The 25593-nt window shown below is 65.4% G+C and carries 27 protein-coding genes, 1 tRNA gene and 1 riboswitch; of the genes, 20 read left to right on the top strand and 8 right to left on the bottom strand.

Annotated features, from left to right (window positions below; genetic code table 11):
- Positions 1 to 203: 203 nt before the first annotated feature.
- Positions 204 to 1211 carry an Hsp33 family molecular chaperone gene (locus tag AC5V87_RS37910; protein WP_456842073.1) on the top strand — a complete coding sequence of 336 codons (1008 nt, stop codon included), beginning with the start codon at positions 204 to 206 and terminating at the stop codon, positions 1209 to 1211.
- A 166-nt stretch (positions 1212 to 1377) separates the two neighbouring features.
- Here the strand turns inward: AC5V87_RS37910 and apaG are convergent, their stop codons facing one another.
- Positions 1378 to 1782, bottom strand: a complete 405-nt coding sequence (gene apaG / locus AC5V87_RS37905; protein ID WP_456842074.1) for a Co2+/Mg2+ efflux facilitator ApaG/CorD — start codon at positions 1780 to 1782, stop codon at positions 1378 to 1380.
- Positions 1783 to 1952: 170 nt separating this feature from the next.
- Between apaG and AC5V87_RS37900 the strand changes: the two genes are divergently transcribed.
- Genes AC5V87_RS37900 through AC5V87_RS37890 form a run of 3 tightly spaced genes read left to right on the top strand, consistent with a single transcriptional unit; the run spans position 1953 to position 4972 of the window.
- A complete protein-coding gene (locus AC5V87_RS37900) occupies positions 1953 to 3185 on the top strand; it encodes an OpgC domain-containing protein (RefSeq protein WP_456842075.1) in 1233 nt (410 codons plus the stop codon).
- Positions 3185 to 3967: an SGNH/GDSL hydrolase family protein gene (locus tag AC5V87_RS37895; RefSeq protein ID WP_495369508.1), complete on the top strand. Its 783-nt coding sequence runs from the start codon at positions 3185 to 3187 to the stop codon at positions 3965 to 3967. The genes AC5V87_RS37900 and AC5V87_RS37895 overlap by 1 nt, the downstream gene beginning before the upstream one ends.
- A gap of 12 nt (positions 3968 to 3979) precedes the next feature.
- On the top strand, positions 3980 to 4972 hold the full coding sequence (locus tag AC5V87_RS37890) for an SGNH/GDSL hydrolase family protein (RefSeq protein ID WP_495369507.1): 993 nt from the start codon (positions 3980 to 3982) through the stop codon (positions 4970 to 4972).
- A gap of 66 nt (positions 4973 to 5038) precedes the next feature.
- On the opposite strand, the gene AC5V87_RS37885 is transcribed toward AC5V87_RS37890, so the two are convergent.
- Complete coding sequence (locus AC5V87_RS37885) at positions 5039 to 6226, bottom strand: O-succinylhomoserine sulfhydrylase (protein ID WP_456842078.1); 1188 nt, start codon at positions 6224 to 6226, stop codon at positions 5039 to 5041.
- A gap of 74 nt (positions 6227 to 6300) precedes the next feature.
- Positions 6301 to 6380, bottom strand: a riboswitch (SAM riboswitch).
- An 80-nt stretch (positions 6381 to 6460) separates the two neighbouring features.
- Here AC5V87_RS37885 and AC5V87_RS37880 point away from each other — a divergent pair.
- The 4 genes from AC5V87_RS37880 (at position 6461) to AC5V87_RS37865 (ending at position 11000) form a co-directional block, all read left to right on the top strand.
- Entirely contained in the window at positions 6461 to 7597 is a 1137-nt protein-coding gene (locus AC5V87_RS37880; protein WP_495369506.1) for a 2'-deoxycytidine 5'-triphosphate deaminase, read from the top strand.
- Between the two features lie 161 nt (positions 7598 to 7758).
- Entirely contained in the window at positions 7759 to 8172 is a 414-nt protein-coding gene (locus tag AC5V87_RS37875; protein WP_456842079.1) for a PAS domain S-box protein, read from the top strand.
- Positions 8173 to 8277: 105 nt separating this feature from the next.
- Positions 8278 to 9330, top strand: coding sequence for a hypothetical protein (locus AC5V87_RS37870; protein WP_495369505.1), 1053 nt, complete (start codon positions 8278 to 8280; stop codon positions 9328 to 9330).
- Between the two features lie 224 nt (positions 9331 to 9554).
- The gene (locus AC5V87_RS37865; RefSeq protein WP_495369504.1) at positions 9555 to 11000 is read left to right on the top strand and encodes an MATE family efflux transporter; all 1446 of its coding nucleotides are present in this window, start codon (positions 9555 to 9557) and stop codon (positions 10998 to 11000) included.
- Here AC5V87_RS37865 and AC5V87_RS37860 read toward each other — a convergent pair.
- The 4 genes from AC5V87_RS37860 to AC5V87_RS37845 form a co-directional block, all read right to left on the bottom strand.
- A complete protein-coding gene (locus AC5V87_RS37860; protein WP_495369503.1) occupies positions 10997 to 11485 on the bottom strand; it encodes a hypothetical protein in 489 nt (162 codons plus the stop codon). The genes AC5V87_RS37865 and AC5V87_RS37860 overlap by 4 nt on opposite strands.
- Before the next feature lie 111 nt (positions 11486 to 11596).
- Positions 11597 to 11995 carry an SRPBCC family protein gene (locus tag AC5V87_RS37855; protein WP_495369502.1) on the bottom strand — a complete coding sequence of 133 codons (399 nt, stop codon included), beginning with the start codon at positions 11993 to 11995 and terminating at the stop codon, positions 11597 to 11599.
- A gap of 128 nt (positions 11996 to 12123) precedes the next feature.
- Positions 12124 to 12483 carry a VOC family protein gene (locus AC5V87_RS37850; RefSeq protein ID WP_495369501.1) on the bottom strand — a complete coding sequence of 120 codons (360 nt, stop codon included), beginning with the start codon at positions 12481 to 12483 and terminating at the stop codon, positions 12124 to 12126.
- 55 nt (positions 12484 to 12538) lie between these two features.
- Positions 12539 to 13378: a helix-turn-helix transcriptional regulator gene (locus AC5V87_RS37845; RefSeq protein WP_495369500.1), complete on the bottom strand. Its 840-nt coding sequence runs from the start codon at positions 13376 to 13378 to the stop codon at positions 12539 to 12541.
- 348 nt (positions 13379 to 13726) lie between these two features.
- Between AC5V87_RS37845 and AC5V87_RS37840 the strand changes: the two genes are divergently transcribed.
- From AC5V87_RS37840 to AC5V87_RS37785, 12 genes are all read left to right on the top strand, one after another.
- Positions 13727 to 13800: transfer RNA gene (locus AC5V87_RS37840), tRNA-Gly, on the top strand.
- 334 nt (positions 13801 to 14134) lie between these two features.
- Complete coding sequence (locus AC5V87_RS37835; protein ID WP_495369499.1) at positions 14135 to 14716, top strand: helix-turn-helix domain-containing protein; 582 nt, start codon at positions 14135 to 14137, stop codon at positions 14714 to 14716.
- A complete protein-coding gene (locus tag AC5V87_RS37830) occupies positions 14716 to 15228 on the top strand; it encodes a GNAT family N-acetyltransferase (RefSeq protein ID WP_495369498.1) in 513 nt (170 codons plus the stop codon). The genes AC5V87_RS37835 and AC5V87_RS37830 overlap by 1 nt, the downstream gene beginning before the upstream one ends.
- Positions 15229 to 15230: 2 nt before the next feature.
- Positions 15231 to 15695: a GNAT family N-acetyltransferase gene (locus AC5V87_RS37825; protein WP_456843512.1), complete on the top strand. Its 465-nt coding sequence runs from the start codon at positions 15231 to 15233 to the stop codon at positions 15693 to 15695.
- An 89-nt stretch (positions 15696 to 15784) separates the two neighbouring features.
- On the top strand, positions 15785 to 16828 hold the full coding sequence (locus tag AC5V87_RS37820; protein WP_495369497.1) for a LacI family DNA-binding transcriptional regulator: 1044 nt from the start codon (positions 15785 to 15787) through the stop codon (positions 16826 to 16828).
- A gap of 85 nt (positions 16829 to 16913) precedes the next feature.
- Positions 16914 to 18368 carry a xylulokinase gene (xylB, locus tag AC5V87_RS37815; RefSeq protein WP_495369496.1) on the top strand — a complete coding sequence of 485 codons (1455 nt, stop codon included), beginning with the start codon at positions 16914 to 16916 and terminating at the stop codon, positions 18366 to 18368.
- Positions 18369 to 19691: a xylose isomerase gene (xylA, locus tag AC5V87_RS37810; RefSeq protein ID WP_495369495.1), complete on the top strand. Its 1323-nt coding sequence runs from the start codon at positions 18369 to 18371 to the stop codon at positions 19689 to 19691.
- A 12-nt stretch (positions 19692 to 19703) separates the two neighbouring features.
- Positions 19704 to 20462 (top strand): ATP-binding cassette domain-containing protein, encoded by a 759-nt coding sequence (locus AC5V87_RS37805; RefSeq protein ID WP_456842089.1) that lies wholly within the window; start codon positions 19704 to 19706, stop codon positions 20460 to 20462.
- Positions 20462 to 21532, top strand: a complete 1071-nt coding sequence (locus AC5V87_RS37800; RefSeq protein WP_495369494.1) for an ABC transporter permease — start codon at positions 20462 to 20464, stop codon at positions 21530 to 21532. The genes AC5V87_RS37805 and AC5V87_RS37800 overlap by 1 nt, the downstream gene beginning before the upstream one ends.
- Positions 21533 to 21626: 94 nt before the next feature.
- Positions 21627 to 22559, top strand: coding sequence for a sugar-binding protein (locus tag AC5V87_RS37795; protein ID WP_456842091.1), 933 nt, complete (start codon positions 21627 to 21629; stop codon positions 22557 to 22559).
- 102 nt (positions 22560 to 22661) lie between these two features.
- Positions 22662 to 23639 (top strand): aldo/keto reductase, encoded by a 978-nt coding sequence (locus AC5V87_RS37790; RefSeq protein WP_456842092.1) that lies wholly within the window; start codon positions 22662 to 22664, stop codon positions 23637 to 23639.
- A 3-nt stretch (positions 23640 to 23642) separates the two neighbouring features.
- Positions 23643 to 24485 carry an amidohydrolase family protein gene (locus AC5V87_RS37785; RefSeq protein ID WP_495369493.1) on the top strand — a complete coding sequence of 281 codons (843 nt, stop codon included), beginning with the start codon at positions 23643 to 23645 and terminating at the stop codon, positions 24483 to 24485.
- Positions 24486 to 24686: 201 nt separating this feature from the next.
- Here the strand turns inward: AC5V87_RS37785 and AC5V87_RS37780 are convergent, their stop codons facing one another.
- Together AC5V87_RS37780 and AC5V87_RS37775 are read right to left on the bottom strand one after the other, a co-directional pair.
- A complete protein-coding gene (locus AC5V87_RS37780; protein ID WP_456842094.1) occupies positions 24687 to 25052 on the bottom strand; it encodes a nuclear transport factor 2 family protein in 366 nt (121 codons plus the stop codon).
- A 112-nt stretch (positions 25053 to 25164) separates the two neighbouring features.
- The gene (locus AC5V87_RS37775) at positions 25165 to 25515 is read right to left on the bottom strand and encodes a RidA family protein (protein ID WP_011083946.1); all 351 of its coding nucleotides are present in this window, start codon (positions 25513 to 25515) and stop codon (positions 25165 to 25167) included.
- Positions 25516 to 25593 lie beyond the last annotated feature (78 nt).

The following is a 25593-nucleotide window of genomic DNA, read 5'->3' as shown; positions in this document are numbered from 1 at the left end:
CGACAGTCTTCGCCAAACCCAGGCCTGTGGCCATGGGTATCGGGTTCGCGCTTCCGCCTTCGCTCGTCGAGCTTCGGCGGATAAGTCGCGCGCCTCGGGACGACATCGAATCTGCAGGATCGTGTGCGATCATGACTGCATCCGGAACACACCGCCCCTCGCGGCCCTTCCATTCCACCACCTCCGACCCCAGATAAAGCGCCATGGTTTTCCAATCCCCTGACATGAAGACCGGGCCTGAAGGCCCGGTTCGCGCGCCATCAGCGGTTCCGATCGATGACGCCGTGCTGCCCTACGAGGTCGACGCGCTCGACGTGCGCGGTCGCCTGGTGCGGCTCGGGCCCGCGCTCGATGAGATCCTGACCAAGCACGATTATCCGGCGCCGGTCGGCAAGCTGCTCGGCGAGGCCATCGTGCTGACGACGCTGCTCGGCTCGGCGCTGAAATTCGAGGGCCGCTTCATCCTCCAGGCCCAGACCGACGGTCCGGTGTCGTTCCTGGTGGTGGACTACCAGGCGCCGGATCGCCTGCGCGCCTATGCGCGCTTCGATGCCGCGCGCCTTGGTGTCGCCAAGGACTCCGGCACGCTGCTCGGCCGCGGTCATCTCGCCATGACCATCGACCAGGGTCCCGACATGAGCCGTTACCAGGGTCTGGTCGCGCTCGACGGCGGTAGTCTGGAAGACGCCGCTCACGAATATTTCCTGCGCTCCGAGCAGATCCCGACCAAGGTGCGCCTTGCGGTCGGCGAGGAGTGGCGCAGTAGCGATGGCGGCAAGCATCGCTGGCGCGCCGGCGGCATGCTGATGCAGTTTCTGCCGAAAGCCCCGGAGCGCGCGCGGCAGGCCGACCTGCATCCCGGCGATGCCCCTGAAGGCGCCGAAGTGCACAGCGTTGCCGAGGACGACGCCTGGGTCGAGGCACGCTCACTGATCGAGACCGTGGAGGATGTCGAGCTGATCGATCCCGAGCTGTCCGGCGAGCGGCTGCTTTACCGCCTCTTCCACGAGCGCGGCGTGCGCGTGTTCAAGCCGTTGTCTCTCAAGGCGCAATGCTCCTGCTCGCGAGATGCGGTCGCGTCCATGCTGAAGAGTTTTTCGCCGGACGATCGCGCCGCGATGGTCAAGGACGACAAGGTCGTCGTGACCTGCGAGTTCTGCAGCTCGGTGTACCAGTTCACGCCGCATGAGGCGGGTGTGGAGGACGCGTAAGGCGTCTGTTGTTTTCGTATTGCACCCACTCAGGGTCATCGCCCGCGAAGGCAGGCGACCCAGTGCTCCGAGACGGTGGTGATGGAAGCGAGAGGCTGCGGCGTACTGGATGCCCCCGGTCAAGCCGGGGCATGACAGTTGTGAGCGTTGCGGCGAACTGCGCGTCCTAGTTCAGCACCCGCTTGCTGTCCGGGCTGTCCAACGAGAATGTCGGCACCTCGATCTCGAAGCGTTCGCCGCTTTCGCTGACCATCTGGTAGCGGCCGGTCATGAAGCCGGAGGCGGTCGAGAGCGGGACGCCCGAGGTGTATTCGAAGCGCTCGCCAGGAGCCAGGATCGGCTGTTCGCCGACGACCCCCTCGCCCTTCACCTCCTGCTGGCGGCCGGAGGCGTCGGTGATGATCCAGTGCCGCGTCTTGAGCTGCACGGTCTCGTCGCCCGAATTGGTGATGACGATGGTGTAGGACCAGAAAAAGCGCGAGCGGTCGGCCGACGACTGCTCCGGAACAAAGTTCGGCTCGACGGTCACTTCGATCTGACGGGTCACGGCGCGGTACATGGCTGCCATCATAACGAAATCCGGGTCCGGAACCAAACGCCTGAGGCGGTTTTCGCGACATCGTCCCGCCAGAATTCGCAAGGAAGTAGACCCCAAATGTGATCCGGCCGCTTTGCGAGACGATGCCCGGACCTGTAAACTCCTTCATGCGTCGCGACTTGCGCAAGGGTTTCTAGGCCCCAATGACCATTGCCGACCAAGTGACGGGATCGATCGCGGGAACCGCAAAACCGCGCGCGGCCGCGCCGGCCATCTCGCTGCCCGCCATCGGCGAGCGCGAGTTGCGGCTCGACCTGTTCCGCGGCCTCGCGTTGTGGCTGATTTTCATCGACCATCTGCCGCCGAGCCTTCTGACCTGGTTCACGATCCGCAATTACGGCTTCAGCGACGCCACCGAGATCTTCATCTTCATCTCCGGCTACACCGCCGCCTTCGTCTACGGCCGGGCGATGCTGGAGAGCGGCGTCGTCATCGCCACCGCGCGTGTCCTGCGGCGCGTCTGGCAGATCTACGTCGCCCACGTCTTCCTGTTCACGATCTTCCTCGCCGAGATTTCCTATGTGGCGACCAGCTTCGAGAACCCGCTCTACACCGAAGAAATGGGGATCATGGACTTTCTCAAGCAGCCCGACATCACCATCGTGCAGGCGCTGCTGCTGCGCTTCCGTCCCGTCAACATGGACGTGCTGCCGCTGTATATCGTGCTGATGCTGGCGTTGCCGCTGATCCTGTGGTCGATGAAGTGGAAGCCCGACGTCACGCTCGCGCTCTCGGCCGCGCTCTATGCGGTGACCTGGGAATTCGATCTCTACTTCTCCGCCTATCCGAACGGCTTCTGGGCGTTCAATCCGCTCGCCTGGCAATTGCTGTTCGTGTTCGGCGCATGGTGCGCGCTCGGAGGTGCGCGGCGCATGTCGCGTATCCTGGCCTCGCCGGTGACGATGTGGATCGCGATCGCCTATATCGTCGCGGCGTTCTACGTGACGCTGACCTGGTACGTGCCGCAGCTGTCGCATTTCATGCCGAAACGGCTCGAGCAATGGATGTACCCGATCGACAAGACCGATCTCGATGTGCTGCGCTTCACGCATTTCCTGGCGCTGGCGGCGCTCACCGTGCGCTTTCTGCCGCGGGAGTGGCCGGGCCTGAGATCGCCCTGGCTGCGCCCGCTGATCCTGTGCGGCCAGCACTCCCTCGAGATCTTCTGTCTCGGCGTCTTCCTCGCCTTTGCCGGCCATTTCATCCTGGCCGAAGTCTCCGGCGGCGCGGTCATGCATGCGCTGATTAGTCTCTGCGGAATCCTGATCATGTGGGGCGTGGCTTCGGTGATTTCGTGGTACAAGCGCGTGGCTGACAAGAGCGGTGCGAAAACCAAAAACGCCGTCGGCAACGCCGATCTGGCGGGAGGGGGCTGATGAAGGCGAAGGTTCTCCTGAGCCTGATCCTGCTATGCGGTAGCCTCGCCGCGTCCCACGCGCGCGCGGGCGATGCTGCGCCTGCTGCCGCTCCTGCCGCGCCCGCAGCCTGCGAATTGCCATCCTATCTGCTCACCAGCGAGAGCCAGCTTCCCAGGGTCGCCGAGGTCGTCAAATCAGGCAAACCCCTTGAAATCCTGGTCATCGGCAGCCGTTCGACCACCATTCCGGCCTCCGAGGACGCGTCCTATCCGGCGCGCATGCAGGCGATCCTGAAGGAAATGCTCCCGCCGTCGGCGGCCGTGCACGTCTCCGTAGAAATACAGAGCAAGAAAACGGCCGAGGAGGCGGCCGGAACCTTCGTTAAGCTGATGGAAGCAAAAAGGCCTACTTTGGTCATCTGGCAGACCGGGACCGTGGATGCTATCCGAGCCATCGATCCCGACGATTTCCGCGGCGCTGTGACCGAAGGGGTTGCCGCGCTGCAAAATGCAGGGGCTGACGTCGTCTTGATGAATTTGCAGTACAGCCCGCGTACTGAAACCATGATCTCGGTGCCGCCATATCTCGACAACATGCGGGTGGTGGCGCAGGAGCATGATATCCCGCTGTTCGATCGTTTCGCGATCATGCGGCAGTGGAATGATCAGGGGCAGTTCGACCTGTTCAGCCCGTCCCGCGGGCCGGAGCTAGCGAAACAGGTCCATGATTGCCTCGGCCGGGCGTTGGCACAGTTCGTGATCGACGCTGCCCATCTGGGGCCTGCCCAGCAGCAGAATTGAGGACTAGCGTTAATGAGTACCTTCCGCCCTTTTTGCCTGACGGCATCGCTGGCTGCGCCCTTAGCGGCAGCGCTGCTGTTGCTGACCCCGGTCTCGCAGACGCGCGCCCAGGCGCAAGCCGCGCAGGCGCAGGCGACGCCCGCGCAATCGGCTAATCCCGCTCCCGCATCGCCTGCCCAGACCACCGTCGGCGCGACCTCGCCTGAGCAGCGCGGCATCACCTCGCGCGCCATCGACAAGGTGAAGCAGGTGGCGAAATCCGCCAGCGACATCTTCAGCCGCGTGCCTTGCCTGCCGCCGAAGGGCGGCTCGAAGGCGATGGGCTCGCTGCCGCATGTCGCAAGCAAGCTCGTCGCCGGCCAGCCCGTTCTCATCGTCGCGTTCGGCTCGTCGTCGACCGCGGGATTTGGCGCGAGCTCGCCGGAGTTCAACTATCCGAACCGCCTCGCCGCGCAGCTGCGCCGGCAATATCCGACCGCCAACATCACCGTCGTCAATGCCGGCGTCGGCGGCGAGGATGCGCCCGAGATGATGAAGCGCCTGCAGAAGGAGGTGATCGACGTGCATCCGGATCTGGTGATCTGGCAGGTCGGCACCAACGCCGTGCTGCGCAATCTCGATCCCGGCGACACCGCCAAGATGGTGGAGGACGGCATCGCCCGCATCCAGGCCGCCGGCGGCGCCGACATCGTGCTGGTCGATCCGCAATATTCCCCGGCCGTGAATCAGCGCGCCGAGAGCGCTGGCAAGATGGTGAAGCTGCTCGGCAAGGTCGCCGAGCTTCGTCACGTCGGCATCTTCCCGCGCTTCGAGGTGATGCGCGACTGGCACGAGAAGCAGTCGATCCCGGTCGAGAGCTTCGTGATCGCCGACGGCCTGCACATGAACGATTGGGGTTATGCCTGCTTCGCCCAGCTGCTCGGCGACGACATCATCCGCTCCGTCGGCCAGATCAAGATCGGCGTGAACGTGCCCGCGGACGTGCGGACGTACCGGCCGATGTAGAGCGAATAGGAATGGCGAGGAGCGAACAGAGATTCTATTCGCCGCTCACTATTCGCCATTCGCCCGTCAGGCCTTCTCCAGCGCTGCCGTCAGATCCTCGATCAGATCGTCCGCATGCTCGAGGCCCGCGGAGAAGCGGATGAATCCCTCGCTGATGCCGAGCGCGGCACGGTCTTCCGGTTTCAGGCGCTGATGCGTCGTGGTCGCCGGATGCGTGACGAGGCTCTTGGCATCGCCGAGATTGTTCGAGATCTTCGCAAGTTTGAGCTCGTTGAGCACGCGGAACGCCGCGGACTTGCCGCCCTTGACCTCGAAGCCGATCAGCGTCGAGCCGCCGCGCATCTGCTTTTTCACCAGCGCCGCCTGCGGATGATCGGCGCGACCGGGATAGACCAGCCGCGAAATCTTCGGATGGCTCGCCAGCACCTCGGCGATCCGCGCCGCCGTGTCGGTCTGCGCGCGCACGCGCACGCCCAGCGTCTCCAGGCCCTTGAGCAGGACCCACGCGTTGAACGGCGAGATCGATGGGCCGGTCTGGCGCATGAAATTATGGATGTGCTCGGCGATGAACGCTTCCGACGACAGGATGATGCCGCCGAGGCAGCGGCCCTGGCCGTCGATGTGCTTGGTCGCGGAGTAGACCACGACGTCGGCGCCGAGCGCCAGCGGGCTCTGCCAGATCGGGGTCGCGAACACGTTATCGACCACAAGCCGCGCGCCGCCCCTGTGCGCGATCTCGGCGATGCCGGGAATGTCGAGTACGTCGAGCGTCGGGTTGGTCGGACTCTCCAGGAAGAACGTCTTGGTGTTGGGCTTGAGCGCGCGCTGCCACTGGTCGAGATCGAGGCCGTCGACCAGCGTGGTCTCGATGCCGTAGCGTGGCAGCAGGTCCTGGACGACGTAGAGGCACGAGCCGAACAGCGCGCGCGAGGCGACCACGTGATCGCCGGCCTTCAGTGGCGCCAGGATCGCGGTGGTGACAGCGGCCATGCCGGTTGCCGCCGAGCGGGCAGCTTCGGCGCCTTCGAGCTCGATCATGCGGCGCTCGAACATCGCGATTGTCGGGTTGGAGTAGCGCGAATAGATGAAGCCGGGGTCCTCGCCCTTGAACCGCGCCTCGCACTCCTCGGCGCTGTTGTAGACGTAGCCTTGCGTCAAGAACAGCGCCTCCGACGTCTCGCCATATTGCGAACGCAGGGTGCCGGAATGGACCAGGCGGGTTTCGGGGCGGTAGGTGGTAGGCGACTTCGACATAGGACCCTCCGACATGACCGTCTCGTTGAAAACGGCCACAAAAAAACCGGCCTGGATATCTCCACGGGCCGGGATCACAGAGGTCCCCGGCCTGTTTAGCGACTTATTTAACGTGGCTGCAAGCCGGCCGGCTCAAATCACCACGGGATAAGTGATGCTCATATTCCGCAATGCCCTTTCCGTCAAGGCGTCCATCGGATAGCCGTAAAAGGCTAGTATTTCCGGCATGTCCGGATGCGTTTGCCCCTTCATGAGGACCCCCGGTTGAGCTTTACGGTTGCCGCCGACGCCAATGGTATCCTGCCCGACCGCATGATCGCGGCGATGGCGGAGGCGGGCCTCATCCTGCCCGCATACGACTTCGTCGAAAGCCAGATCCAGCCGGCGAGCCTCGATCTGCGCCTCGGTGACATCGCCTATCGCGTCCGCGCCAGCTTCCTGCCCGGCCCCGGCGCCACCGTCGCCGAGCGCATCGACGAGTTGAAGCTGCACGAGTTCAGTCTCGCCGACGGCGCGGTGCTGGAGACCAACTGCGTCTACATCGTGCCGCTGCTGGAAAGCCTGGCGCTGCCGCCGGAGATCGTCGCGGCCGCGAACCCCAAGAGCTCGACCGGCCGGCTCGACGTCTTCACCCGAGTCATCGCCGACGGCACCCGCCGCTTCGACATGATCGGCGCCGGCTATCATGGTCCGCTCTATGCCGAGATCAGCCCGAAGACGTTTCCGGTACTGGTGCGCGAAGGCTCGCGCCTGTCGCAGGTGCGCTTCCGCACTGGTGACGCCATCCTCAATGCCGACGAGCTCGACGGCTTGCATGCCGCCGAGCGCCTCGTCGACATCGACGATGCCGATCTCTCCGGCGGCGTCGCCCTGTCGGTCGATCTCTCGGGGGAGAAAGCCAGCGGCTTCGTCGGCTATCGTGCCAAGCGCCACACCGGCGTCGTCGATGTCGATCGCCGCGCCGGCTACGCGGTGGAGGATTTCTGGGAGCCGATCTCCGCGCGCCCCGACGGCAGCCTGATCCTCGACCCCGGCGAGTTCTATATCCTCGCCTCCAAGGAAGCAGTGCAGGTGCCGCCGGATTACGCCGCGGAGATGGTGCCGTTCGATCCGCTGGTCGGGGAATTCCGCGTGCACTATGCCGGCTTCTTCGATCCCGGCTTCGGTTACGCCGGCGCCGGCGGGCAGGGTGCGCGCGCCGTGCTCGAAGTGCGCTCGCGCGAAGTGCCGTTCATTCTGGAGCACGGTCAGATCGTCGGCCGCCTCGTCTACGAGAAGATGCTGGCGCGCCCCGATGCGATGTACGGCCAGCGCATCGGTTCCAACTACCAGGCGCAGGGCCTCAAACTATCGAAGCATTTTCGGGTGTAGTTCCACAATCTACTGTCATGCTCCGGCTTGACCCGGGCCATCTAGTACGCAGCGGCTTGTCCGCTCAGTCACTGCCGCCTCGGAGTATCGGATCGCCCGCCCCTGTGCGCAATTGCGCACTGGGCGGGCGGTGACGCAGAATGCTGGCGGGAAGACATCACATGAGCGATCAATCCCACCTCGACACAAGCATCCTCAACGACGTCGCGGACGCGCTGATCTATTCCGATCGCTCCGGCACGATCATGCGCTGGAATCGCGCTTCGGCCGCGCTGTTCGGCTTCTCCGCCGACGAAGCGCTCGGCCAAAACCTCGACCTCATCATTCCCGAGCATCTGCGCGCCGCGCACTGGAAGGGTTTTGAGGCCGCGCTCGCGAGCGGGACGATGAAGCTTGCGGGCAGGCCGACGCTGACTCGCGCGCTGCACAAGAGCGGGCGCAAGCTCTATATCGAGATGACCTTCGCGCTGGTGCGGGATTCCGGCGGTGCGGTGCAGGGATCGGTGGCAATGGCGCGCGACGTCACCGAACGCGTCGAGCGCGAGCGTGCCGCGAAAGCCGTACAAAATTCGTGATGCGGAATTGACAGGCTGTCGCGCAGAGGGCCTTGCATCCGCGTGAACTTGTCTGTCACCGGAGGCAGTGACACACTCGATCGCAACAACGATCGGGAGCGAAACATGACCGCCGCATCAGATGCCGCGCAGCACGCCCAATGGAAGCGCTGGCGCGCGGTCGCAGAGCTCTACCACGCCTATTTCACGGGCCTCATCCTCACCGTCGTCACGCGACGCGGCACGGCGGATGCGGCGGAGTTTGTCTTCCGCGTGTTTCGCCGCCAGCAGCAGGAGCGCTTCCTGCCCGGGCTCAAGAAGCTCGGGATCGATCATCTGCCGCCGGCGGTGGGTGCCGCGCAATATCACTACCTCTCCAACTGGATCGGCGGCGTCCATGTCGAATACATGTATGAGAGCGACACAAAGGCCTGGATCCGCTATCCGCCGCCGCGCTGGATCTGGAGGGGCACCGCGATCTGCGGCGTGCCGGGCGAGGTGAGCCGCGCGATGCTGCGCGGCTGGCACGCCAACAACGGCGTCGCGCTCGGCGATCTCCGCCTCGGCTTCGTCTGCACGAAGCAGAGCGTCGACGGCCAAGACGGGCTCGAAGGTTACTATCATCAGTATGACTATCCGCTCGAGCTCGACCAGCGCCTCGTGTTCGCTCGGCATCTGGACGCGCCGCTGTTCGATGCCAGGACCGCGCCGGCCCTGCCTGTCGCGAGCTGGCCAAAGCCGCGGCTTGAAAAAGCCTATCGCAACTACGCGATGGAATATGTGCGCACGGCGGCTCCCGTGATGGTGCAGTTGTTCGGGCCGGAGGATGCCGGCTACCTCCTGCATCTCACGGGCAAGCTGATCGGCATGCAGTATTTCGATGAGGTCGCGGCCGCGCTCTCGATGAGCCGCGGTGACGCGGGCGAATTCGCATCGTTCCTGAATGCGCTGGTCGCTGCGCAGGATGATGCGGCCGAGACGACCCGCTCCGAAGGCAGCTTCGAAATCCGCCAGCAGAGCTGGAAGCTGATGGACGACGTCGCCGACTATCACCCCGCCTGTGCCAAGGTGCTCGAAGGATTGTTCGAGGGCCTCGCCGCGGGATGCGGCCGGCACATCGGCGTGCGGCTGCGCACCGCCGCAGGCGGGCGTCCATCGCTGATCTGGACGATTGGGTAATGCCGCGCTTGCGTTGCCTTCGTGGTTCGATGCGCCCGCAAGGAAACTGAGATTCACAATTCCACGGGCTGAAATGCGCTGCCGCAGGGCACGCCTGCACCTGACGCAGGAGGAATCGGCCATTACCGTGCTAACAACCGCCGCAGCGCCTTCCGCGCGAAGACATCGATTGGCACACCTGTTCATTGCCGCGCCGCGAATGGCGCCTGCGCCCGGGAGAGGACATGTCCGACATCGCCGAAATCCCGGTCGATGAGCAAGAGCGCCCGCTGCCGTCGCCTTCGCCGCCCGTGAAGAGTGCGCTGACCGACGGGCCGATCCTGCGCACGCTGCTCGCACTCGCCTGGCCCAACGTGATCGCACTATCGGCCGGCACCTGTACGGTGATCGCGGAGACCTCCTATATCGGCCGGCTTGGCGTCGAGGCTCTGGCCGCGATGGCGCTCGTGTTTCCGACAGTGATCCTGACCATGACGATGTCCGGCGGCGCCATGGGCGGCGCGGTGGCCTCCGCCATCGCGCGTGCGCTCGGCGCCGGCGACCGCGAGCGCGCCGGCACGCTCGCGGTGCATGCGATGCTGATCGGCATCAGCTTCGGCCTGGTCTTCATGCTGGGCATGCTGATCTTCGGGCCCAGGGTCCTGGAGATGCTCGGCGGCCGCGGCGATGTGCTCACGCATGCGGTCGCCTACACGCAGGTGTTCTTCGGCGGCGCCGTGCTGCCCTGGCTGCTCAACACCATGGCTGGCGTCTTGCGCGGCACCGGCAACATGAAGCTGCCGTCGTTCCTCATCCTCAACTCCGCGGCCTGGCAGATCGTGCTCGGCGGCACGCTCGGTCTCGGGCTGGGCCCGGTGCCGCAACTCGGCATGCGCGGCGTTGCGGCCGGCGCGCTGATCGCCTATTCCATGAATGTCTGCATCATGGGGTGGTACCTGTTCTCCGGCCGCGCGCGGATCGCACCAAAGCTGCGCGGCCTGCGCATCCAATGGGCGATGTTCTTCGACATCCTAAAGGTCGGCGCCATCGCCTGCTTCTCGCCGCTGCAATCGGTGCTGACGATCTCGATCTTCACCCACATGCTGGCGAAGTTCGGCACCGCGATCCTCGCCGGCTACGGCATCGGCGCGCGGCTGGAATTTTTGCTGACCTCGATCGCGTTCTCGTTCGGCATCGCCTGCGTGCCGATGGTCGGCATGGCGATCGGCGCGGGCCGCATCGCGCGGGCCCGGCGCATCGCCTGGATCGCCAGCGCTGCCGCCTTCATGGCCGTCGGTACGCCGGCATGCCTGGTTGCGATCTTCCCCGATCTCTGGGTCAACATCTTCACCGACAGCGCGGCCGTGCGCGCGGCGAGCCATCAATATCTCTCGACGGTCGGGCCGTTCTATGCGTTCTTCGGCCTTGCAACGACGATGTATTTCTCCTCGCAAGGCGCGGCGAAGGTGATCGGCCCGGTACTGGCGCAGACTGCGCGGTTGACCTACATCTCGGCCGCCGGCTGGTGGCTGTCGACGCATGAGGCGACCGCACAGAGTTTCTTCTGGCTGGCCGCAAGCTCGATGGTCGTGCTCGGCCTGCTGTCATGCTCCAGCGTCGTGCTGACGCGCTGGGGTCCGCGCGAGAGCAAGCCCGCGATCAGGCCGGCGCTGTCAGCCGCAGCGGACTAGCGATGCCTGTGGCGGCGATGGCCGCTACCGCCGGCATTGGCGAGCCGCATCAATTGCGGGATCATTGCCATCATGTCGCCGCCGCCGAGCATGCCCATGATATCGCCGCCGCCCATGCCGCCAAAGCCGGCCGGCATGGCGCCGCCGCCCATCGGCGTGTAACCGCTATAATTTGGCGCGCCGAACCCGCCGCCGAGATTGCCGCCGGTAAAGCCTCCAAAACCCCCGCCGCCCATCATGCCGCCGAACCCGCCGCCGTTCTCCATCATGCGGCTCATGATCGGGCCCATGGTCTGCATCAGCATGGCGAAGCGGCGCTTGCCCATCTTCGCCTTCATCATCTCCAGCATCGGCGCCATCTGGGTCATCATGTCCTCGCCGCCGGCACCGCCGCCGAGGAACTGCGCCTTTGCCGGCGCGCTCGAAATCGAAAACAGCAGCATCACGGCGGCCGCCTGGCAGATCACCTTGTCCGCACCTCTCATGGCCTGCTCCTCGCGTGCGCGGCGCCGCCGGAAGAGCGGAGCCAACCGGACGCACGCGGTCATGGTTACGGCCGGCGCGGGGAAGGCTCTGTGCCGGAAGTCACAGAGCGTTCAGGCGGGGCGCGGAAACGCCTTGTGCATGGCGGCCATCGCCTCTCTGGTCTGGCCCTGCACATAGGGTGCAAGCTCGTTCGGCAACATGTCGATGATCCAGATCAGGCGGCAGCTCTTGTCGCCCTCGGCAATCACCTGCACTGAGGCGCTGTAATGCTTCAGCCGCTCGTTGTTGATCGCATAGACCAGCCGCTGCCGCGCATCGTCGCAATCGACCAGCACCTCGCGCGCGACGGAGCCGTTGGCGAAGGTAACGATGCGTGCATCGTCGTCGAGCGTGCAGGCGGTGACGAAGCCCGGCACCAGCCGCTGATGCAGCGCGCCGAAATCGCGCACCGCGTCCCAGACGTCGTTCGCGGAGGCGGGAAGGGGGATGTCGTTGTGGATGGAGGCCATGGAGGATTCCCATTTTTGCTGGAGTCATTCCGGGGCGCGCAAAGCGCGAACCCGGAATCTCGGGAGTCCGGGTCTGGTGCTACGCACCATCCCGGAACGACAGCGTAGGTGGCGCGTTTGGTCGCGCCTCACACACAAACCGCCTCGACATTGTTGCCATCAGGGTCGATCAAGAACGCCGCATAATATGTCGGGCTGTAATCTTTGCGCGGCCCGGCGCCGCCATTGTCGCGACCGCCGCTCTTCAGGCCCTCACTGTGGAACGCCTTGACCGCGTCGTGGTCCTTGGCGCGAAACGCGATATGCGCGCCGTCGGCCTTGCGCCCCTTGTTCAGATGCAGCCATAGCGCGGGCTCGCCCTTCGGCCCGAAGCCGGCATAGCCGTCTCCGCTGGAGCACAGGACGTAACCGAGCGGCGCCAGCACCGCGCTGTAGAAGCGCGTGGCGGCGTCGATATCGGCAACGCGCAATCCGATGTGGTCGTACATGGTCGTCTCCATTGCAAAGCGCGCCGCAACTGGCGCGCGCCGGAGACGAAACTAGTCAGTTGAGGGCGAGCTGCTCTTGGAGAATCTTGCGCATCCCCTTCGAAGCCTGCCGGAACTTCGCCGGCGATACGCCGGCGGCGCGATGAAACGTGCGGACGAAGTTGGAGAGATCACCGAAGCCGACGTCATAGGCGACGTCCGTGACCGTGATGTCCTCGTCCGTGAGCAGCCGCGCCGCATGCCGCAGCCGCGAGCGCACCAGATATTGATGCGGGGTGACGCCGAGCACGGCGGAGAACAGCCGCAGGAAATGGAACGGGCTGAGGCCCGCCTGCTTCGCGGCCTGTTCGAGGTCGACCTCGGTATGCGAATTGTCGTCGATCCACAGCGCGGCCTCAACCGCGCGGCGTCGGTCGCGTGCGGTCGGCGTCGCCGGCTTGCGCGCCTTACCCGAGACGACGTCAACGAAGCGGCCGGCGAGGATCTGGCCGATCTCGTCGAGACCCAAATCACTGTTGCCATCTGCCGCCGTCTGGGCGAGCTCGCCAAGTACCATCAGCTCGGGCAGTGGCGGCGTCGCGCCGACCTGCCAGGTCTCGCGGCGTCCGCCGAGCGCGTCGACCAGGCTCTCGCTGAAGAAGAAGCCGAGGCAGACGTCTCCCGAGACATGCTCATGCGTGCAGGTGTATTCCTCGCCGGGCGCGCCGACCAGGATCGATCCTGCCACCAGCTCGAAGAAGCCGGCGCGGCAATGGCAGCCGAAGCTGCCAGAGCGGACATAGGCGATGGAATGGCCGGTGCGGCATTCCGGAAACGGCTTGTCGTCCGGTCCCGCATCGCAGCGAAACTCGGAGACGGTCATCGAGCGTGTCGTCAGCAGGGTGGTGGCGTCCATGACGCCTATCTAGGCATGATCGGACAGGTGTGTAGCGGTTGTTCGACAAGATCATGCCGAAAAAGACAAAGCTAGGGTGCGATCAGGATCGCGCCTTAGCCGGGCGCTCGCGGCGGGGCAACGGGCAGCAGCGCCCGATCGCCGTGTCGAATATCGCGTAAGCGCGCCCCACCATGCACACGCCCCAATCAATGCACGTCTTCCCCCGACAGATCGATCATAACACCGCCACAATCGCGCGCACCCAAAATCTTGCCAAAACGCTAAGAAGCGTCCGGTCGGACGCGCCAAACCGCTTGGCGGGAGGCGTTGTCTCGGCTAATCAGGACGGGCGCAAGACACGCATAAGCGGGCGTAGTTCAATGGTAGAACGGCAGCTTCCCAAGCTGCATACGAGGGTTCGATTCCCTTCGCCCGCTCCAAAGCTTTCAAAGCTCAGAGACTTGGTGGCGGCCGTATCCTATTCAGCGCTGGCGAATTTGGATGGACCGCAATTGGTCTCGTGGTGATTTTCCGCGTGGGCATCTGTCAAAAGAATTTTGGCGAAATCCAAGCTTTTGAATCAGACCTTCGGCGGCGTCGTCTTTGCCGCGCAGAACGCGCAAGAGCGAGCCAAAACGCTCGTGAACCGGGCCAAGATTCTAATATATTAGCCTCATGAGCCCGGCATTGGCCGCTCGCCGGCTTAAGCTTCCCCATGCTGCGGCGGACGCGGTCCTTTGCGCCGGCTGATGCTGCCAATGAAGGTCAGGACCAATGGACCAGCAGAAACTCGACCGTGCGATCGGTCGGCGCTTGAAGACGTTGAGGACGCAAGGCGGCATGACGTTGAACGAGTTGGCAGCGCGCTCCGGCGTCAGTCGGGCCATGATCGGGCGGGTGGAGCGGGCGCAGAGCAGTGCGACGGCTTCCCTGCTCAACAAGCTCTGCGCCGCGCTCGACGTCACGCTCAGCGACGTCGTCGCGCTCGCGGAGAAGCCGCCGGAGCGCCTGATGCGCGTCGCCGACCAGCCGCATTGGCGTGATCCCGACAGCGGCTACCGGCGGCGTCATGCCTCGCCGCCGGATGCGGCCAGCGGCATCGAGATCATCGTCGTCGACCTGCCGGCCGGCGCGCGTGTGTCCTACAGCCCCTGGGGCCGCAACGCCTTCACCCAGCAACTCCTGATGCTGGAGGGCGCGGTCTGCGTGCATATCGACGCCAAATCCGTGCGCCTGCGTGATGGCGACTGTCTCGACTTCGACGTGATGCGGGCCGTGACCTTCGAGAACGAAACCAAACAGGATGCACGCTACGTCATCATCACGCGGCGCGGCACCTCTTACGGGAAAATGTGATGCCGCTGATCGTGCGGGACGCCACGCTGGAGGATGCTGCGGACATCCTCGCCATCTACAACTATGCCGCGCTCAACACCACGGCGGTCTGGACCGATGGACCGGCTGACCTGGCTTCGCGGCGCGCGTGGATTTTCGCGCGACAGGAAGCCGGCTATCCCGTGCTGGTCGCGATGAAGGGCAGGGACGTCGTCGGGTTCGCCTCGTTCGGCGATTTCCGCCCGTTTCCTGGCTACCGCCATACCGTGGAGAATTCGGTCTATGTCGGCGAGCGGTACCATCGGCTCGGCGTCGGCCGCAGCCTGATGGCGACGCTGATCGAACGCGCCACGGAGCTGAACAAGCATGCGATGATTGCGGGCATCGAGGCCGCCAATGCCGCTTCGATTGCCCTGCATGCCTCGCTCGGCTTTGCCGAGGTCGGCCGCATGCCGGAGGTCGGCTGCAAGTTCGGCCGCTGGCTCGATCTCGTCTTCATGCAGAAGCAGCTCGCAAGCGGCGTGAGACCGTAATGATGCAGATCCGCACCGGGGACACCTTCGATCCGCGGGTCATTGCGTTGCTCGATCACCACGTTACGGCGGCGCGGGCGCACACGGCGCCCGGCAGCGCGCATGCGCTCGACCTCTCCGGCCTTCGCGCGAGCGACGTCGCCTTCTGGACCGGCTGGGACGACGACACGCTGGTTGCCACCGGTGCGCTGAAGATGCTCTCGACCGACCATGGCGAGGTGAAGTCGATGCACACGCTCTGGACCGCCCGGCGGCGCGGCTTTGGGGGCCAGATGCTTCGCCACATCATCGCGGAAGCCCGCGCCCGCAGCCTGACGCGGCTCAGCCTCGAGACCGGCTCCTGGGATTATTTCAAGCCCGCGCACGCGCTCTACCGGGCGCACGGTTTTGTGCTTTGCGGGCCGTTCGAGGGCTATGTCGAGGATCCCAACAGCCTGTTCCTGACACTCGACCTGACCGGCGGCTAGCGCCGCATGACGCAACCGCGGCACGAGAATGTACTCCTGTCCCTCAAAATGAGTTGCGTACCTCAAAACACCTCTGCTAGCCTTCAGCCATGGCTGAAGACGTTCTCACCGCCACCGCGCTGACGCTGAAGGATATCGCCCGGCAGGCGGGCGTGAGCCTCGCGACGGTGGACCGCGTGCTGCACAACCGGCCCGGCGTGCGGCCGGACACGGTCCGGCGCGTCAGGGAGGCGATCGAGCGCAATTCCTTCCAGCCGCATGTCGCCGCCGCCGAGCTTGCCCGCGGCCGAGCGCGCCGCTTCGCCTTCGTGATGCCCTCGGGGCCGAACCCGTTCATGCAGCAGATCGAGGCCTATCTCGGCGAGATGTCGGCCTGGCTCTCGGCCCGTCGCCTGAGCGTCGAGATGGTCGCGACCGACGTGTTCGATCCCTCCGTGCTCGCCGCCTCGTTGGAGGCGCTGGCCGGCGATTACGACGGCGTTGCCGTGGTGGCGCTGGATCATCCCGGTGTCCGCGCCGCCATCAACGACCTCGTCGAGGCGGGCACCAAGGTCGTCACCCTGGTTTCGGACGTGCCGTCGTCGCGGCGGCACCACTATGTCGGCATCGACAACATCGCCGCGGGCCGCACCGCCGGCGCGCTGGTCGGGCGGCTGGCCAGCGGGCGGTCCGGCAAGGTCGCGATCGTTGCGGGCTCGCAGGGCCTGCGCGATCACGCCGAGCGCATTTTTGGCTTCAATCAGGTGATGGCCTCGGAATTCCCGGACCTCAACGTGCTGCCGGTGCTGGAAGGGCGCGATGAGGACGATCGTTCGGAGCAGCTGCTGGCGCGGCTGTTGGGCAGGCATGCTGACATTGTCGGCCTTTATAACGTCGGCGCCGGCACACACGGCGTTGCCAAGGCATTGAGCGAGGCCGGCCGCGACAAGGTCGTGTTTGTCGGGCACGACGTCACCGCGCTGACGCGCCGGCTGCTGCTCCAGGGCGTGATGGATGCCGCGATCTCGCAGAACCCGGGACATGAGGCGCGCGCCGCCGTGCGGGTGCTGCTGGCGCTCGCCCGCGGCGAGCCGATCCTGCGCGAGCAGGAGAAGATCAGGATCGACATCGTGATGAGGGACAATCTGCCGTAGCGGCAGGATGGATTTTCAGGAAGGCCCGTTGCGGCGAAGGCGACGCAAGATCGCAGGCCGGTGGCAGGCAAGAAGGGAGGATGGCGTGTATCTCGGACTAGACATCGGCACATCCGGTGTGAAAGCGGTGCTCGTGAACGCAGCCGGCGCGGTCGTCGCGACGGCGGCGCGCGACCTTGCGCTGTCGCACCCGGCGCCGCTCTGGTCCGAGCAGGATCCCGACGCCTGGGTCGATGCCGCGATCGGCGCGGTCGACGACCTCGCGAGCAATCATCCGCGCGAGGTCGCGCAGGTCGCGGGCATCGGGCTATCGGGCCAGATGCATGGCGCGACATTGCTTGGCGAGAACGGACGGCCGCTGCGCCCCGCCATCCTCTGGAACGACGGCCGCTCGCAAGCCGAATGCGCCGCGCTGGAGCGACGCTGCCCGTCGCTGCACATGATCGCCGGCAATCTGGCCATGCCCGGCTTCACCGCGCCAAAGCTGCTCTGGGTCGCGCGGCATGAGCCGAAGTTGTTCGCGCGCATCGCAAAGGTGCTGCTGCCGAAGGCCTATGTGCGCTATCGGCTGACCGGCGAGATGGTCGAGGACATGTCGGACGCGGCCGGCACACTCTGGCTCGACGTCGGCGAGCGCCGCTGGTCGGCCCTGCTGCTGCACGCGACCGGGCTCGATCTTCACCACATGCCCCGCCTCGTCGAAGGCAGTGCGGTCAGTGCAACGCTTGCGTCGGAATACGCGCGTCGCTGGGGCATGGCGAAGGACGTCGTGGTGGCCGGCGGTGCCGGCGACAACGCGGCGAGTGCGATCGGGCTTGGCGCGATCGCGCCCGGCGACGCCTTCCTGTCGCTGGGCACATCGGGCGTCGTGTTCCGCGTCACGGATCGATTCGCACCGGCGCCTGCGTCGGCCGTGCATGCCTTCTGCCACGCACTGCCTGGCCTCTGGCACCAGATGGGCGTGATGCTATCGGCGGCGGCTTCGCTCGCCTGGCTCGCCGCCGTGATGGAGACGCCGGCGGCCGCGCTTCTCGCGCCGCTTGGCGAGCACGTCGACGGGCCAAGCCCGATCAAATTCCTCCCCTATCTGGATGGCGAGCGCACGCCGCACAACGATGCCGCCGCGAGCGGCGCTTTCGTCGGCTTGAGGGCTGCGACCGGGCGCGGCCAGATCGTGCAGGCCGTGCTCGAGGGCGTCGCGTTCGCCGCGCGCGACAATTTGGCGGCGCTGAGCGCGGCGAGCGGGCCGATCACCGAACTCGATCTCGTCGGCGGCGGCTCGCGCTCGCCGCTGTGGGCGCAGATCTGCGCTGAGGTGCTCGGCATTCCCGTCCACCGCGTCGAGGAAGGTGAGGTCGGTGCGGCGCTCGGTGCTGCGCGGCTTGGTCGACTCGCCGCGACCGGTGAAGCTCCGGCCGATGTCTGCATACGTCCACGGCGGCTTGCGAGTTTCGTACCCCGCCCATCCGTGACCGCCGCCTACGACGAGGCCTATCGCCACTGGCGCGCGCTTTATCCCGTATTGAAGGAGACGATTTAAGTGAACGCGCCAGCCAGATTCTTCGATGCCAGCACGCCTGTCGCCTTTGCCGGAAAGGATGCGGCGAACACGCATGCCTTCCGCTGGTACGACAAGGACCGCATCGTGCGTGGTCGCCGGCTCGAGGATCATTTGCGCTTTGCGGTCTGCTACTGGCATTCGCTGTGCTGGCCCGGCGGCGATCCCTTCGGCGGCGAGACCTTTATGCGCCCCTGGCACCACGGCACCGATGCGATGGCCATGGCGCGCGCCAAGGCCGATGTCGCCTTCGAGTTGTTCCGCCTGCTGGATGTACCGTTCTTCACCTTCCACGACGTCGATGCGGCGCCGGAAGGCGATTCGCTCAGCGAGTCCGTCGCCAACCTCAACGCCATCGCCGATGTGTTCGAACAGAAGATGGCCTCGGCGAAAGTCCGCCTGCTCTGGGGCACGGCAAACCTGTTCACGCATCGCCGCTACATGGCGGGCGCTGCGACCAATCCGGACCCCGACATCTTCATCTATGCAGCGGGCCAGGTCCGCGCCGCGCTGGAGGTGACGCACCGGCTCGGCGGCCAGAATTATGTGCTGTGGGGCGGGCGCGAAGGCTACGAGACGCTGCTCAACACCGATCTCAAGCGCGAGCTCGACCAGCTCGGCCGCTTCGTCTCGCTTGTCGTCGAGCACAAGCACAAAATAGGTTTCAAGGGCCCGATCCTGATCGAGCCCAAGCCAAAGGAGCCGACCAAGCACCAATACGATTTCGACGTCGCGACCTGCTACGGCTTCCTCGAACGCTACGACCTCCTCAACGACGTCAAGCTCAACATCGAGCAGAACCACGCCATCCTCGCCGGCCACTCCTTCCATCACGAGGTCGCGCTGGCCGAGGCGCTTGGCGTGTTCGGCTCGCTCGATATCAACCGCGGCGACGATCTGCTCGGCTGGGACACCGACCAGTTCGCGATGAACGTCGGCGAGCTGGCACTGGTGTTCCACGAGATCCTGAACCGCGGCGGCTTCACCTCCGGCGGGTTGAATTTCGACGCCAAGATCCGCCGCCAGTCGATCGACCCCGATGATCTCATCCACGCCCATGTCGGCTCGATGGATGCCTGCGCGCGCGCGTTCATCGCCGCCGCCGACATGCTCGATGCCGGCGTGCTCACGACGCCGATCGCCACGCGCTATGAGGGATGGGCCGGCCCCGAGGGCCGCGCCATTCTCGGCGGCCAGCTTTCGCTCGCCGATCTCGCCGACCGTGCGATGAGGCCCGGCTTCGATCCGCAGCCGCGCTCGGGCCGGCAGGAATATCTGGAATCTCTCGTCAACCGCTACGTCTGAGGAAGGCTGCTGATGACCAAGGCTGACGCGACACCGGTCCTCGAGCTCTCCGGCATCGGCAAGGAGTTCGGCGCGATCCGCGCGCTGCATGACGTCGACATGCAGGTTTTGCCGGGCGAAGTGGTCGGGCTGATGGGCGACAACGGCGCCGGCAAGTCGACGCTGGTCAAGATCATCGCCGGCAATTTCCGCCCCACCCACGGCGAGATGCGCTTCGCCGGCAGTGCGGTGCATTTCAACCGGCCCGTCGATGCCCGCGCCGTCGGCATCGAGGTCGTCTATCAGGATCTCGCGCTCGCCGACAATCTGACCGCCGCCGCCAACGTGTTTCTCGGCCGCGAGCTGAAGCGCAAGTTCGGACCCATCGCCTTGCTCGACCACAAGGCCATGGCGTCGCGCGCACTGGAATTGTTCGGCGAGCTGCGCTCGGAGACGCGGCCGGACGATCTCGTCAAACAGATGTCGGGCGGCCAGCGCCAGGCGGTCGCGATCGCGCGGACGCGGCTCTCCAATGCGCGGCTGGTGATGATGGACGAGCCAACCGCCGCGATCTCGGTGCGCCAGGTCGAGCAGGTGCTCGGCCTGATTCACCGGCTGAAGGAGCAGGGCGTCGCCGTGATGCTGATCTCACACCGCATGCCCGACGTGTTCGCGGTGTGCGACCGCGTCATCGTCATGCGCCGCGGCGAGAAGCGGGCCGACAAGCCGATCCAGGAGACCAGCCCTGAGGAAGTCACCGCCCTCATCACCGGCGCGAAGGAGGCGGCGTGATGGCCATGCCTATGGAATCCCCGATCACGTTCTCCAACGTCGGCAAGATCAGGTGGTGGCAGCGCGGCATCTTCGCCTCCCAGACCGGCTACGTCCTGCTCGCGCTCGCGGTGCTGCTGGTGATCATGCATTTCGCCAGCCCGTACTTCTTCACTGAAGGCAACATGCAGAACGTGGCGAAGAATTTTTCCTTCATCGCCATCGCCACCCTCGGCGTGACCTTCGTCATCATCACCGGCGGCATCGATCTGTCGGTGGGATCGATGATGTGCTTTTCCGCCATGATCGCCTCGATGGTGATGACCGAGCTGTCGGCCCCCGGCTCGCCGCTGGTGCACATGGCAGCCGACGGCAAGACCGTGCTGGCCAACGTTCCCGGCCTGATCCTGCTGGTGTCGATCCTCGCCGGCCTCGGCGTTGCGCTGATCGCGGGCCTCGTCAACGGCTTTTGCATCGCCGTGCTCGGCCTGTCACCCTTCGTCACCACGCTCGGCATGCTCTCGATCGTGCGCGGGCTCGGTTATGTCGTCTCCAACGGGCGCGGCAGTTTTCCGGGTGGGCCGGATGCCGATTATTTCTATGCGCTGACCTCGGGCGACGTGCTCGGCGTGCCGGCGCCGTTCATCTATCTCGTGATCCTCGCACTGGCGATGGCGATGGTGCTGCATCACACGTCGTTCGGCCGCCACGTCTTCGCGCTCGGCGGCAACGAGAAGGCGGCGGAGCTGACCGGCATTCCGGTGGTGCGGGTGAAGATCGAGGTCTACGTGATCTGCGCGCTTGCCGCTGGCCTCCAGGGCATCATCATCTCCGGCTGGCTCGGATCGGCGCCCGCCAACATGGCGACCTCCTACGAGCTCAATGTGATCGCGGCGGCCGTGATCGGCGGCGCCAACCTCGCCGGCGGCATCGGCGGTCCGCTCGGGGCCATCGTCGGCTGCGTGCTGCTGGAAGTGATCCGCAACGGTCTGGTATTGGCGCAGGTCAGCTCGTACTGGCAGCAGACGCTGGTGGGCGTGATCATCATCCTGGCCGTGTTGGTCGATCGCATCCGCTCGCGGATGACCTGACGTGACGTCGTTCCGGGAAGGCAACGAGAATGCCGCCTATCCGCTTCCCGAACGAATTCGAGAGGATGGGCATCAAACAAGGGTGGAGGAGACAATGAGGAAACTTCTTCTTGCCGGCATTGCGGTCGCGATGATGGCGACCCCGGCATTCGCCGCGAACTACCGCTTCGTGATCGTGCCCAAGGCGATGAACAATCCGTTCTTCGACTTCGCACGCGACGGCTGCGAGAAACGGGCAAAGGAGCTCGGCAACATCGAGTGCATCTACAAGGGGCCGGTCGAGCATGAGCCGGCGACGCAGGCGCAGATCATCCAGGACTTCATCACCCAGAAGGTCGACGGCCTCGCCATCTCTGTCGCCGACGTCGCGGCAATGACCAAGTCGATCGAGGCGGCGACCGCCGCCGGCATCCCCGTCATCACCTTCGATGCCGATGCCCCCGGCTCCAAGCGCATCGCCTATATCGGCACCAACAACAAGGAATTCGGCGTCGCGCTCGGCAAGGAATTGCTTAAGCTTCGGCCCGATGGCGGCAAATACGCGATGGTCTCGGGCGGGCCCGGTGCCAAGAATCTCGCCGAGCGTGTCGACGGCGTGCGCGAGGCGCTGAAGGGGTCGAAATGGACCGAGGTCGCGGGCTCGCCGACGTTCTGCAACGATGATCCGGCACTGGCGGTGCAGCAGATGACGGACATGCGCACCGCAACGCCTGACCTCGCCGCGATCGTTCCGATTGGTGGCTGGCCGATGTTCGCCCCCGAGGGCTTCAAGGCCTTCGCCTCCAGGAACAAAAAGGATATCGACAGCGGCAAGTTCACGCTGGTCGTTGCCGACACGCTGAAGATGCAGCTCGAGCTGCTGCGCGACGGCTATGCCAACGCGCTGGTCGGCCAGCGTCCGTTCGAGATGGGCGAGAAGGCGATGGACACGCTGCTGGCCATCAAGAAGGGCGAGAAGGTGCCGGAAATCGTTTACACCGGCCTCGACCTCGTTACCAAGGACAACGTCGCGCAGATGCTGAAGTAGGAGCGTCGCCAGCCCCGTGCTCCTGCGTGCCTCCCCCGCTTGCGATTTCCGCAGGCGGGGGAGATGATCTTTGCACTGCCGGAAGAAAACTGGAAGATTGAAATGAAACGGTCGCGGCTCGGTTCGCTCGACGTCACGTCACTCGGTCTCGGTTCCGCCCCGCTCGGCGGATTGTTCAGCCCCGTCAGCGATGCCGATGCAGAGGCGACGATCGCACGCGCCTGGTCGGCCGGCATCCGCTTCTACGACACCGCGCCGCTCTACGGTTTTGGCCTCGCCGAGCGGCGGCTCGGCGCGTTCCTGCGGCAACAGCCGCGCGACTCCTACGTCATCTCGACCAAGGTCGGCCGCCTGCTGCGTGCCCCTGAAGGCGGCGCCGCCGAGGACGAGCACTACAAGGGCACGCCGCGCGAGCGGCCGGTGTTCGACTTCAGCTACGATGGCGTGATGCGCTCGGTGGAGGAGAGTCTTGCTCGCCTCGGGCTCGACCGAGTGGACGTCCTGCTCGTGCACGATCCCGACGACCACTATGACGACGCCGTCACCGGTGCCTTCGGCGCGCTCCAGCGCCTGCGCGAGGACGGCACGGTCAAGGCGATCGGCGCCGGCATGAACCAGTCGGAAATGCTGGTCCGCTTTGCCGAAGCCGTGCCGGTCGACTGCTTCCTGCTCGCCGGCCGCTACACGCTACTCGACCAGGGCGCACTGGATGCGCTGTTTCCGGTCTGCCGGGCGAAGAACGTCGGCATCCTGCTCGGCGGCATCTACAACAGCGGCATTTTGGCCAATCCGCACACGGGTGCGAAGTTCAACTATCATGATGCCGATGCGTCGCTGGTCGCGCGGGCGCTCGAACTCGACGAACTCTGCCGCAAGCACGGCACCGAGCTGAAGGCCGCCGCGCTCCAGTTCTGCGTGGCCCATCCGGCCATCACGGTCGCCGTGATGGGGGCACGCAATGCGTCCGAGGTTTCCGACAATATCGCGATGTCAGAGCGGGCGGTGCCGCAAGCCTTCTGGCAGGAGCTGCGCGCGCGAAACCTCGTCGACGCACGTGCGCCGCTGCCTGGTGGAGCGTGAGCCATGATCATCGACGCGCACCAGCATTTCTGGGATCCCGCCCGCGCCGACTATCCCTGGATGGATGGGCCCGAGCTTGCGCCGATCCGCCGCGCCTTCGGCCCGGCCGATCTCGCGCCGTTATTGACGGCAAACGGCATCGACGCGAGCATCGTGGTGCAGTGCCGCTCCGCGCTGGAGGAGACGGAGGAGTTCTTGCGCATTGCGCATGCGACGCCTTCTGTGATCGGCGTCGTCGGCTGGGCCGATTTGACCGATGGCAATCTCGTCGAAACGCTAGATCGGCTCCGCGCCCTGCCCGGCGGGGACAAGCTCATCGGCATCCGCCACCAGGTCCATGACGAGGTCGATCCGGATTGGCTGTTGCGCGAAGACGTCCAGCGCGGCCTGACCGCAATCTTCGCGAGCGATCTCACCTACGATTTCCTGGTCCGCACCCGCGAATTGCCGGCCGCGATCGCAACCGCGCAGGCCTTCCCCGAAGCGCGCTTCGTGCTCGACCACGCCGCCAAGCCGCCGATCGCCGATGGCGGCAGCGACGAATGGGCCGATCGCATCAAGGCGCTGGCTGCCTGCGGCAATGTCTGGTGCAAGATCTCGGGCCTCGCGACCGAAGCGGCCTGGGACGATTGGGATGCGGAGCGGCTGTTCCCGTTCGTCGCGCACGCCGCAACATGTTTCGGCGAGGACCGTTTGATCTTCGGCTCCGACTGGCCGGTGTGCCTGCTTGCGGGCAGCTATCGCGAGATCAAGGGCGCGCTGGAGGCGTGCCTGGCGAAGCTTGGGCCGAATGTGCGGGAGAAGGCGTTTGGGCTGAATGCGAGGGCGGCGTATCGGTTGGCTTGATTTGCAGTCGATGCGCTTCTTCCTTCCTTCCCCCTTGCGGGAGTAGGTGGCGCGAAGCGCCGGATGAGGGGTTCTCTCTCCGCGAACTCACCTCTCAAGACTCGCGCGCGGAGAGATACCCCTCACCCCAGTCAGCCAGTGTCTGCGAGCGGTGATGCCCTCTCCCACAAGGGGAGAGGGCGTAGTAACGCGCAGTGTCCCTCACGCCCCCGCGGGCACCTGGTCCAGAAATCCGGTCACGCTCCTGATCCGGCCGTCCTTCAGCACAGCGAAATCCGTCCCCTTGATCGGGCTGTCGACGCCGTCAGGACCAAGCCCCCACGAGAACCGCAGATGGTCGCCGTAGCCGTTGGGCTCGCCGATCAGCTTGAATTTGAAGTCGGGAAAGCGCTGCTGCACGCCTGATATCAGCGCGTCGATGCCATCAGGACCGTCGCCCTTCATCAGCGGATCGACATAGCTCGCATCCGCCGTCCAGGTCTCGCTCAGCAGCTCGCGACGGCGGCTCGTCGCGCGCTCGTTCCAGAGATCGATATAGCAGTGGGCGATGGCGGTGTGGTCGGTCATGTAGCTCTCCTTCGATGACGCCGTGTCCGGCTGACCGTCACTATCGAAGGTTTGCGCGCGCCGATCGATTACCTCGGAGGTCATCCGCGCGCGCGAATTCGCAACGCGAAAATTACTTCGCCGCAGTCACCATGATCTCGACGGTGTATTGCGGCGCGGCCAGCTTGGCTTCGACCGTGGCGCGGGCCGGGGTGTTGCCGGGCGAGACCCAGGCATCCCACACCGCGTTCATCTCGCCAAACGTCTTCATGTCGGTGATGTAGATCGTGGCCGAGAGCAGTTTCGACTTGTCGGTGCCGGCCTTGGCGAGATGGCCGTCGATGGTGGCCAGGATGTCCTGGGTCTGCTTTGTCACGCTTTCACCGGCGGCCTTGCTGGCGACGACGCCGGCGAGATAAACGGTGTTGCCGTGCACGACGACCTGGCTCATGCGCGGGCCGGTTTCGAAACGCTGAATGCTCATTGGAATCTCCTGGTGGGAATGGCGGCCCTGTCTAGCGCAGCCCCCTGCAGCGTGCCACTCCAGGCACGCATGCGTTGC

The sequence above is a fragment of the Bradyrhizobium sp. SOJA106 genome (genome assembly GCF_059448745.1).
Note: the sequence above shows the minus strand (reverse complement) of the source record. Positions and strands in the feature narration are given on the sequence as shown.

Coding starts and splice junctions, on each gene's coding strand:
- AC5V87_RS37910 (WP_456842073.1), top strand. CDS start 204: ATGGTTTTCCAATCCCCTGACATGAAGACCGGGCCTGAAGGCCCGGTT.
- apaG (WP_456842074.1), bottom strand. CDS start 1,782: ATGATGGCAGCCATGTACCGCGCCGTGACCCGTCAGATCGAAGTGACC.
- AC5V87_RS37900 (WP_456842075.1), top strand. CDS start 1,953: ATGACCATTGCCGACCAAGTGACGGGATCGATCGCGGGAACCGCAAAA.
- AC5V87_RS37895 (WP_495369508.1), top strand. CDS start 3,185: ATGAAGGCGAAGGTTCTCCTGAGCCTGATCCTGCTATGCGGTAGCCTC.
- AC5V87_RS37890 (WP_495369507.1), top strand. CDS start 3,980: ATGAGTACCTTCCGCCCTTTTTGCCTGACGGCATCGCTGGCTGCGCCC.
- AC5V87_RS37885 (WP_456842078.1), bottom strand. CDS start 6,226: ATGTCGAAGTCGCCTACCACCTACCGCCCCGAAACCCGCCTGGTCCAT.
- AC5V87_RS37880 (WP_495369506.1), top strand. CDS start 6,461: ATGCGTTTGCCCCTTCATGAGGACCCCCGGTTGAGCTTTACGGTTGCC.
- AC5V87_RS37875 (WP_456842079.1), top strand. CDS start 7,759: ATGAGCGATCAATCCCACCTCGACACAAGCATCCTCAACGACGTCGCG.
- AC5V87_RS37870 (WP_495369505.1), top strand. CDS start 8,278: ATGACCGCCGCATCAGATGCCGCGCAGCACGCCCAATGGAAGCGCTGG.
- AC5V87_RS37865 (WP_495369504.1), top strand. CDS start 9,555: ATGTCCGACATCGCCGAAATCCCGGTCGATGAGCAAGAGCGCCCGCTG.
- AC5V87_RS37860 (WP_495369503.1), bottom strand. CDS start 11,485: ATGAGAGGTGCGGACAAGGTGATCTGCCAGGCGGCCGCCGTGATGCTG.
- AC5V87_RS37855 (WP_495369502.1), bottom strand. CDS start 11,995: ATGGCCTCCATCCACAACGACATCCCCCTTCCCGCCTCCGCGAACGAC.
- AC5V87_RS37850 (WP_495369501.1), bottom strand. CDS start 12,483: ATGTACGACCACATCGGATTGCGCGTTGCCGATATCGACGCCGCCACG.
- AC5V87_RS37845 (WP_495369500.1), bottom strand. CDS start 13,378: ATGGACGCCACCACCCTGCTGACGACACGCTCGATGACCGTCTCCGAG.
- AC5V87_RS37835 (WP_495369499.1), top strand. CDS start 14,135: ATGGACCAGCAGAAACTCGACCGTGCGATCGGTCGGCGCTTGAAGACG.
- AC5V87_RS37830 (WP_495369498.1), top strand. CDS start 14,716: ATGCCGCTGATCGTGCGGGACGCCACGCTGGAGGATGCTGCGGACATC.
- AC5V87_RS37825 (WP_456843512.1), top strand. CDS start 15,231: ATGCAGATCCGCACCGGGGACACCTTCGATCCGCGGGTCATTGCGTTG.
- AC5V87_RS37820 (WP_495369497.1), top strand. CDS start 15,785: ATGGCTGAAGACGTTCTCACCGCCACCGCGCTGACGCTGAAGGATATC.
- AC5V87_RS37805 (WP_456842089.1), top strand. CDS start 19,704: ATGACCAAGGCTGACGCGACACCGGTCCTCGAGCTCTCCGGCATCGGC.
- AC5V87_RS37800 (WP_495369494.1), top strand. CDS start 20,462: ATGGCCATGCCTATGGAATCCCCGATCACGTTCTCCAACGTCGGCAAG.
- AC5V87_RS37795 (WP_456842091.1), top strand. CDS start 21,627: ATGAGGAAACTTCTTCTTGCCGGCATTGCGGTCGCGATGATGGCGACC.
- AC5V87_RS37790 (WP_456842092.1), top strand. CDS start 22,662: ATGAAACGGTCGCGGCTCGGTTCGCTCGACGTCACGTCACTCGGTCTC.
- AC5V87_RS37785 (WP_495369493.1), top strand. CDS start 23,643: ATGATCATCGACGCGCACCAGCATTTCTGGGATCCCGCCCGCGCCGAC.
- AC5V87_RS37780 (WP_456842094.1), bottom strand. CDS start 25,052: ATGACCGACCACACCGCCATCGCCCACTGCTATATCGATCTCTGGAAC.
- AC5V87_RS37775 (WP_011083946.1), bottom strand. CDS start 25,515: ATGAGCATTCAGCGTTTCGAAACCGGCCCGCGCATGAGCCAGGTCGTC.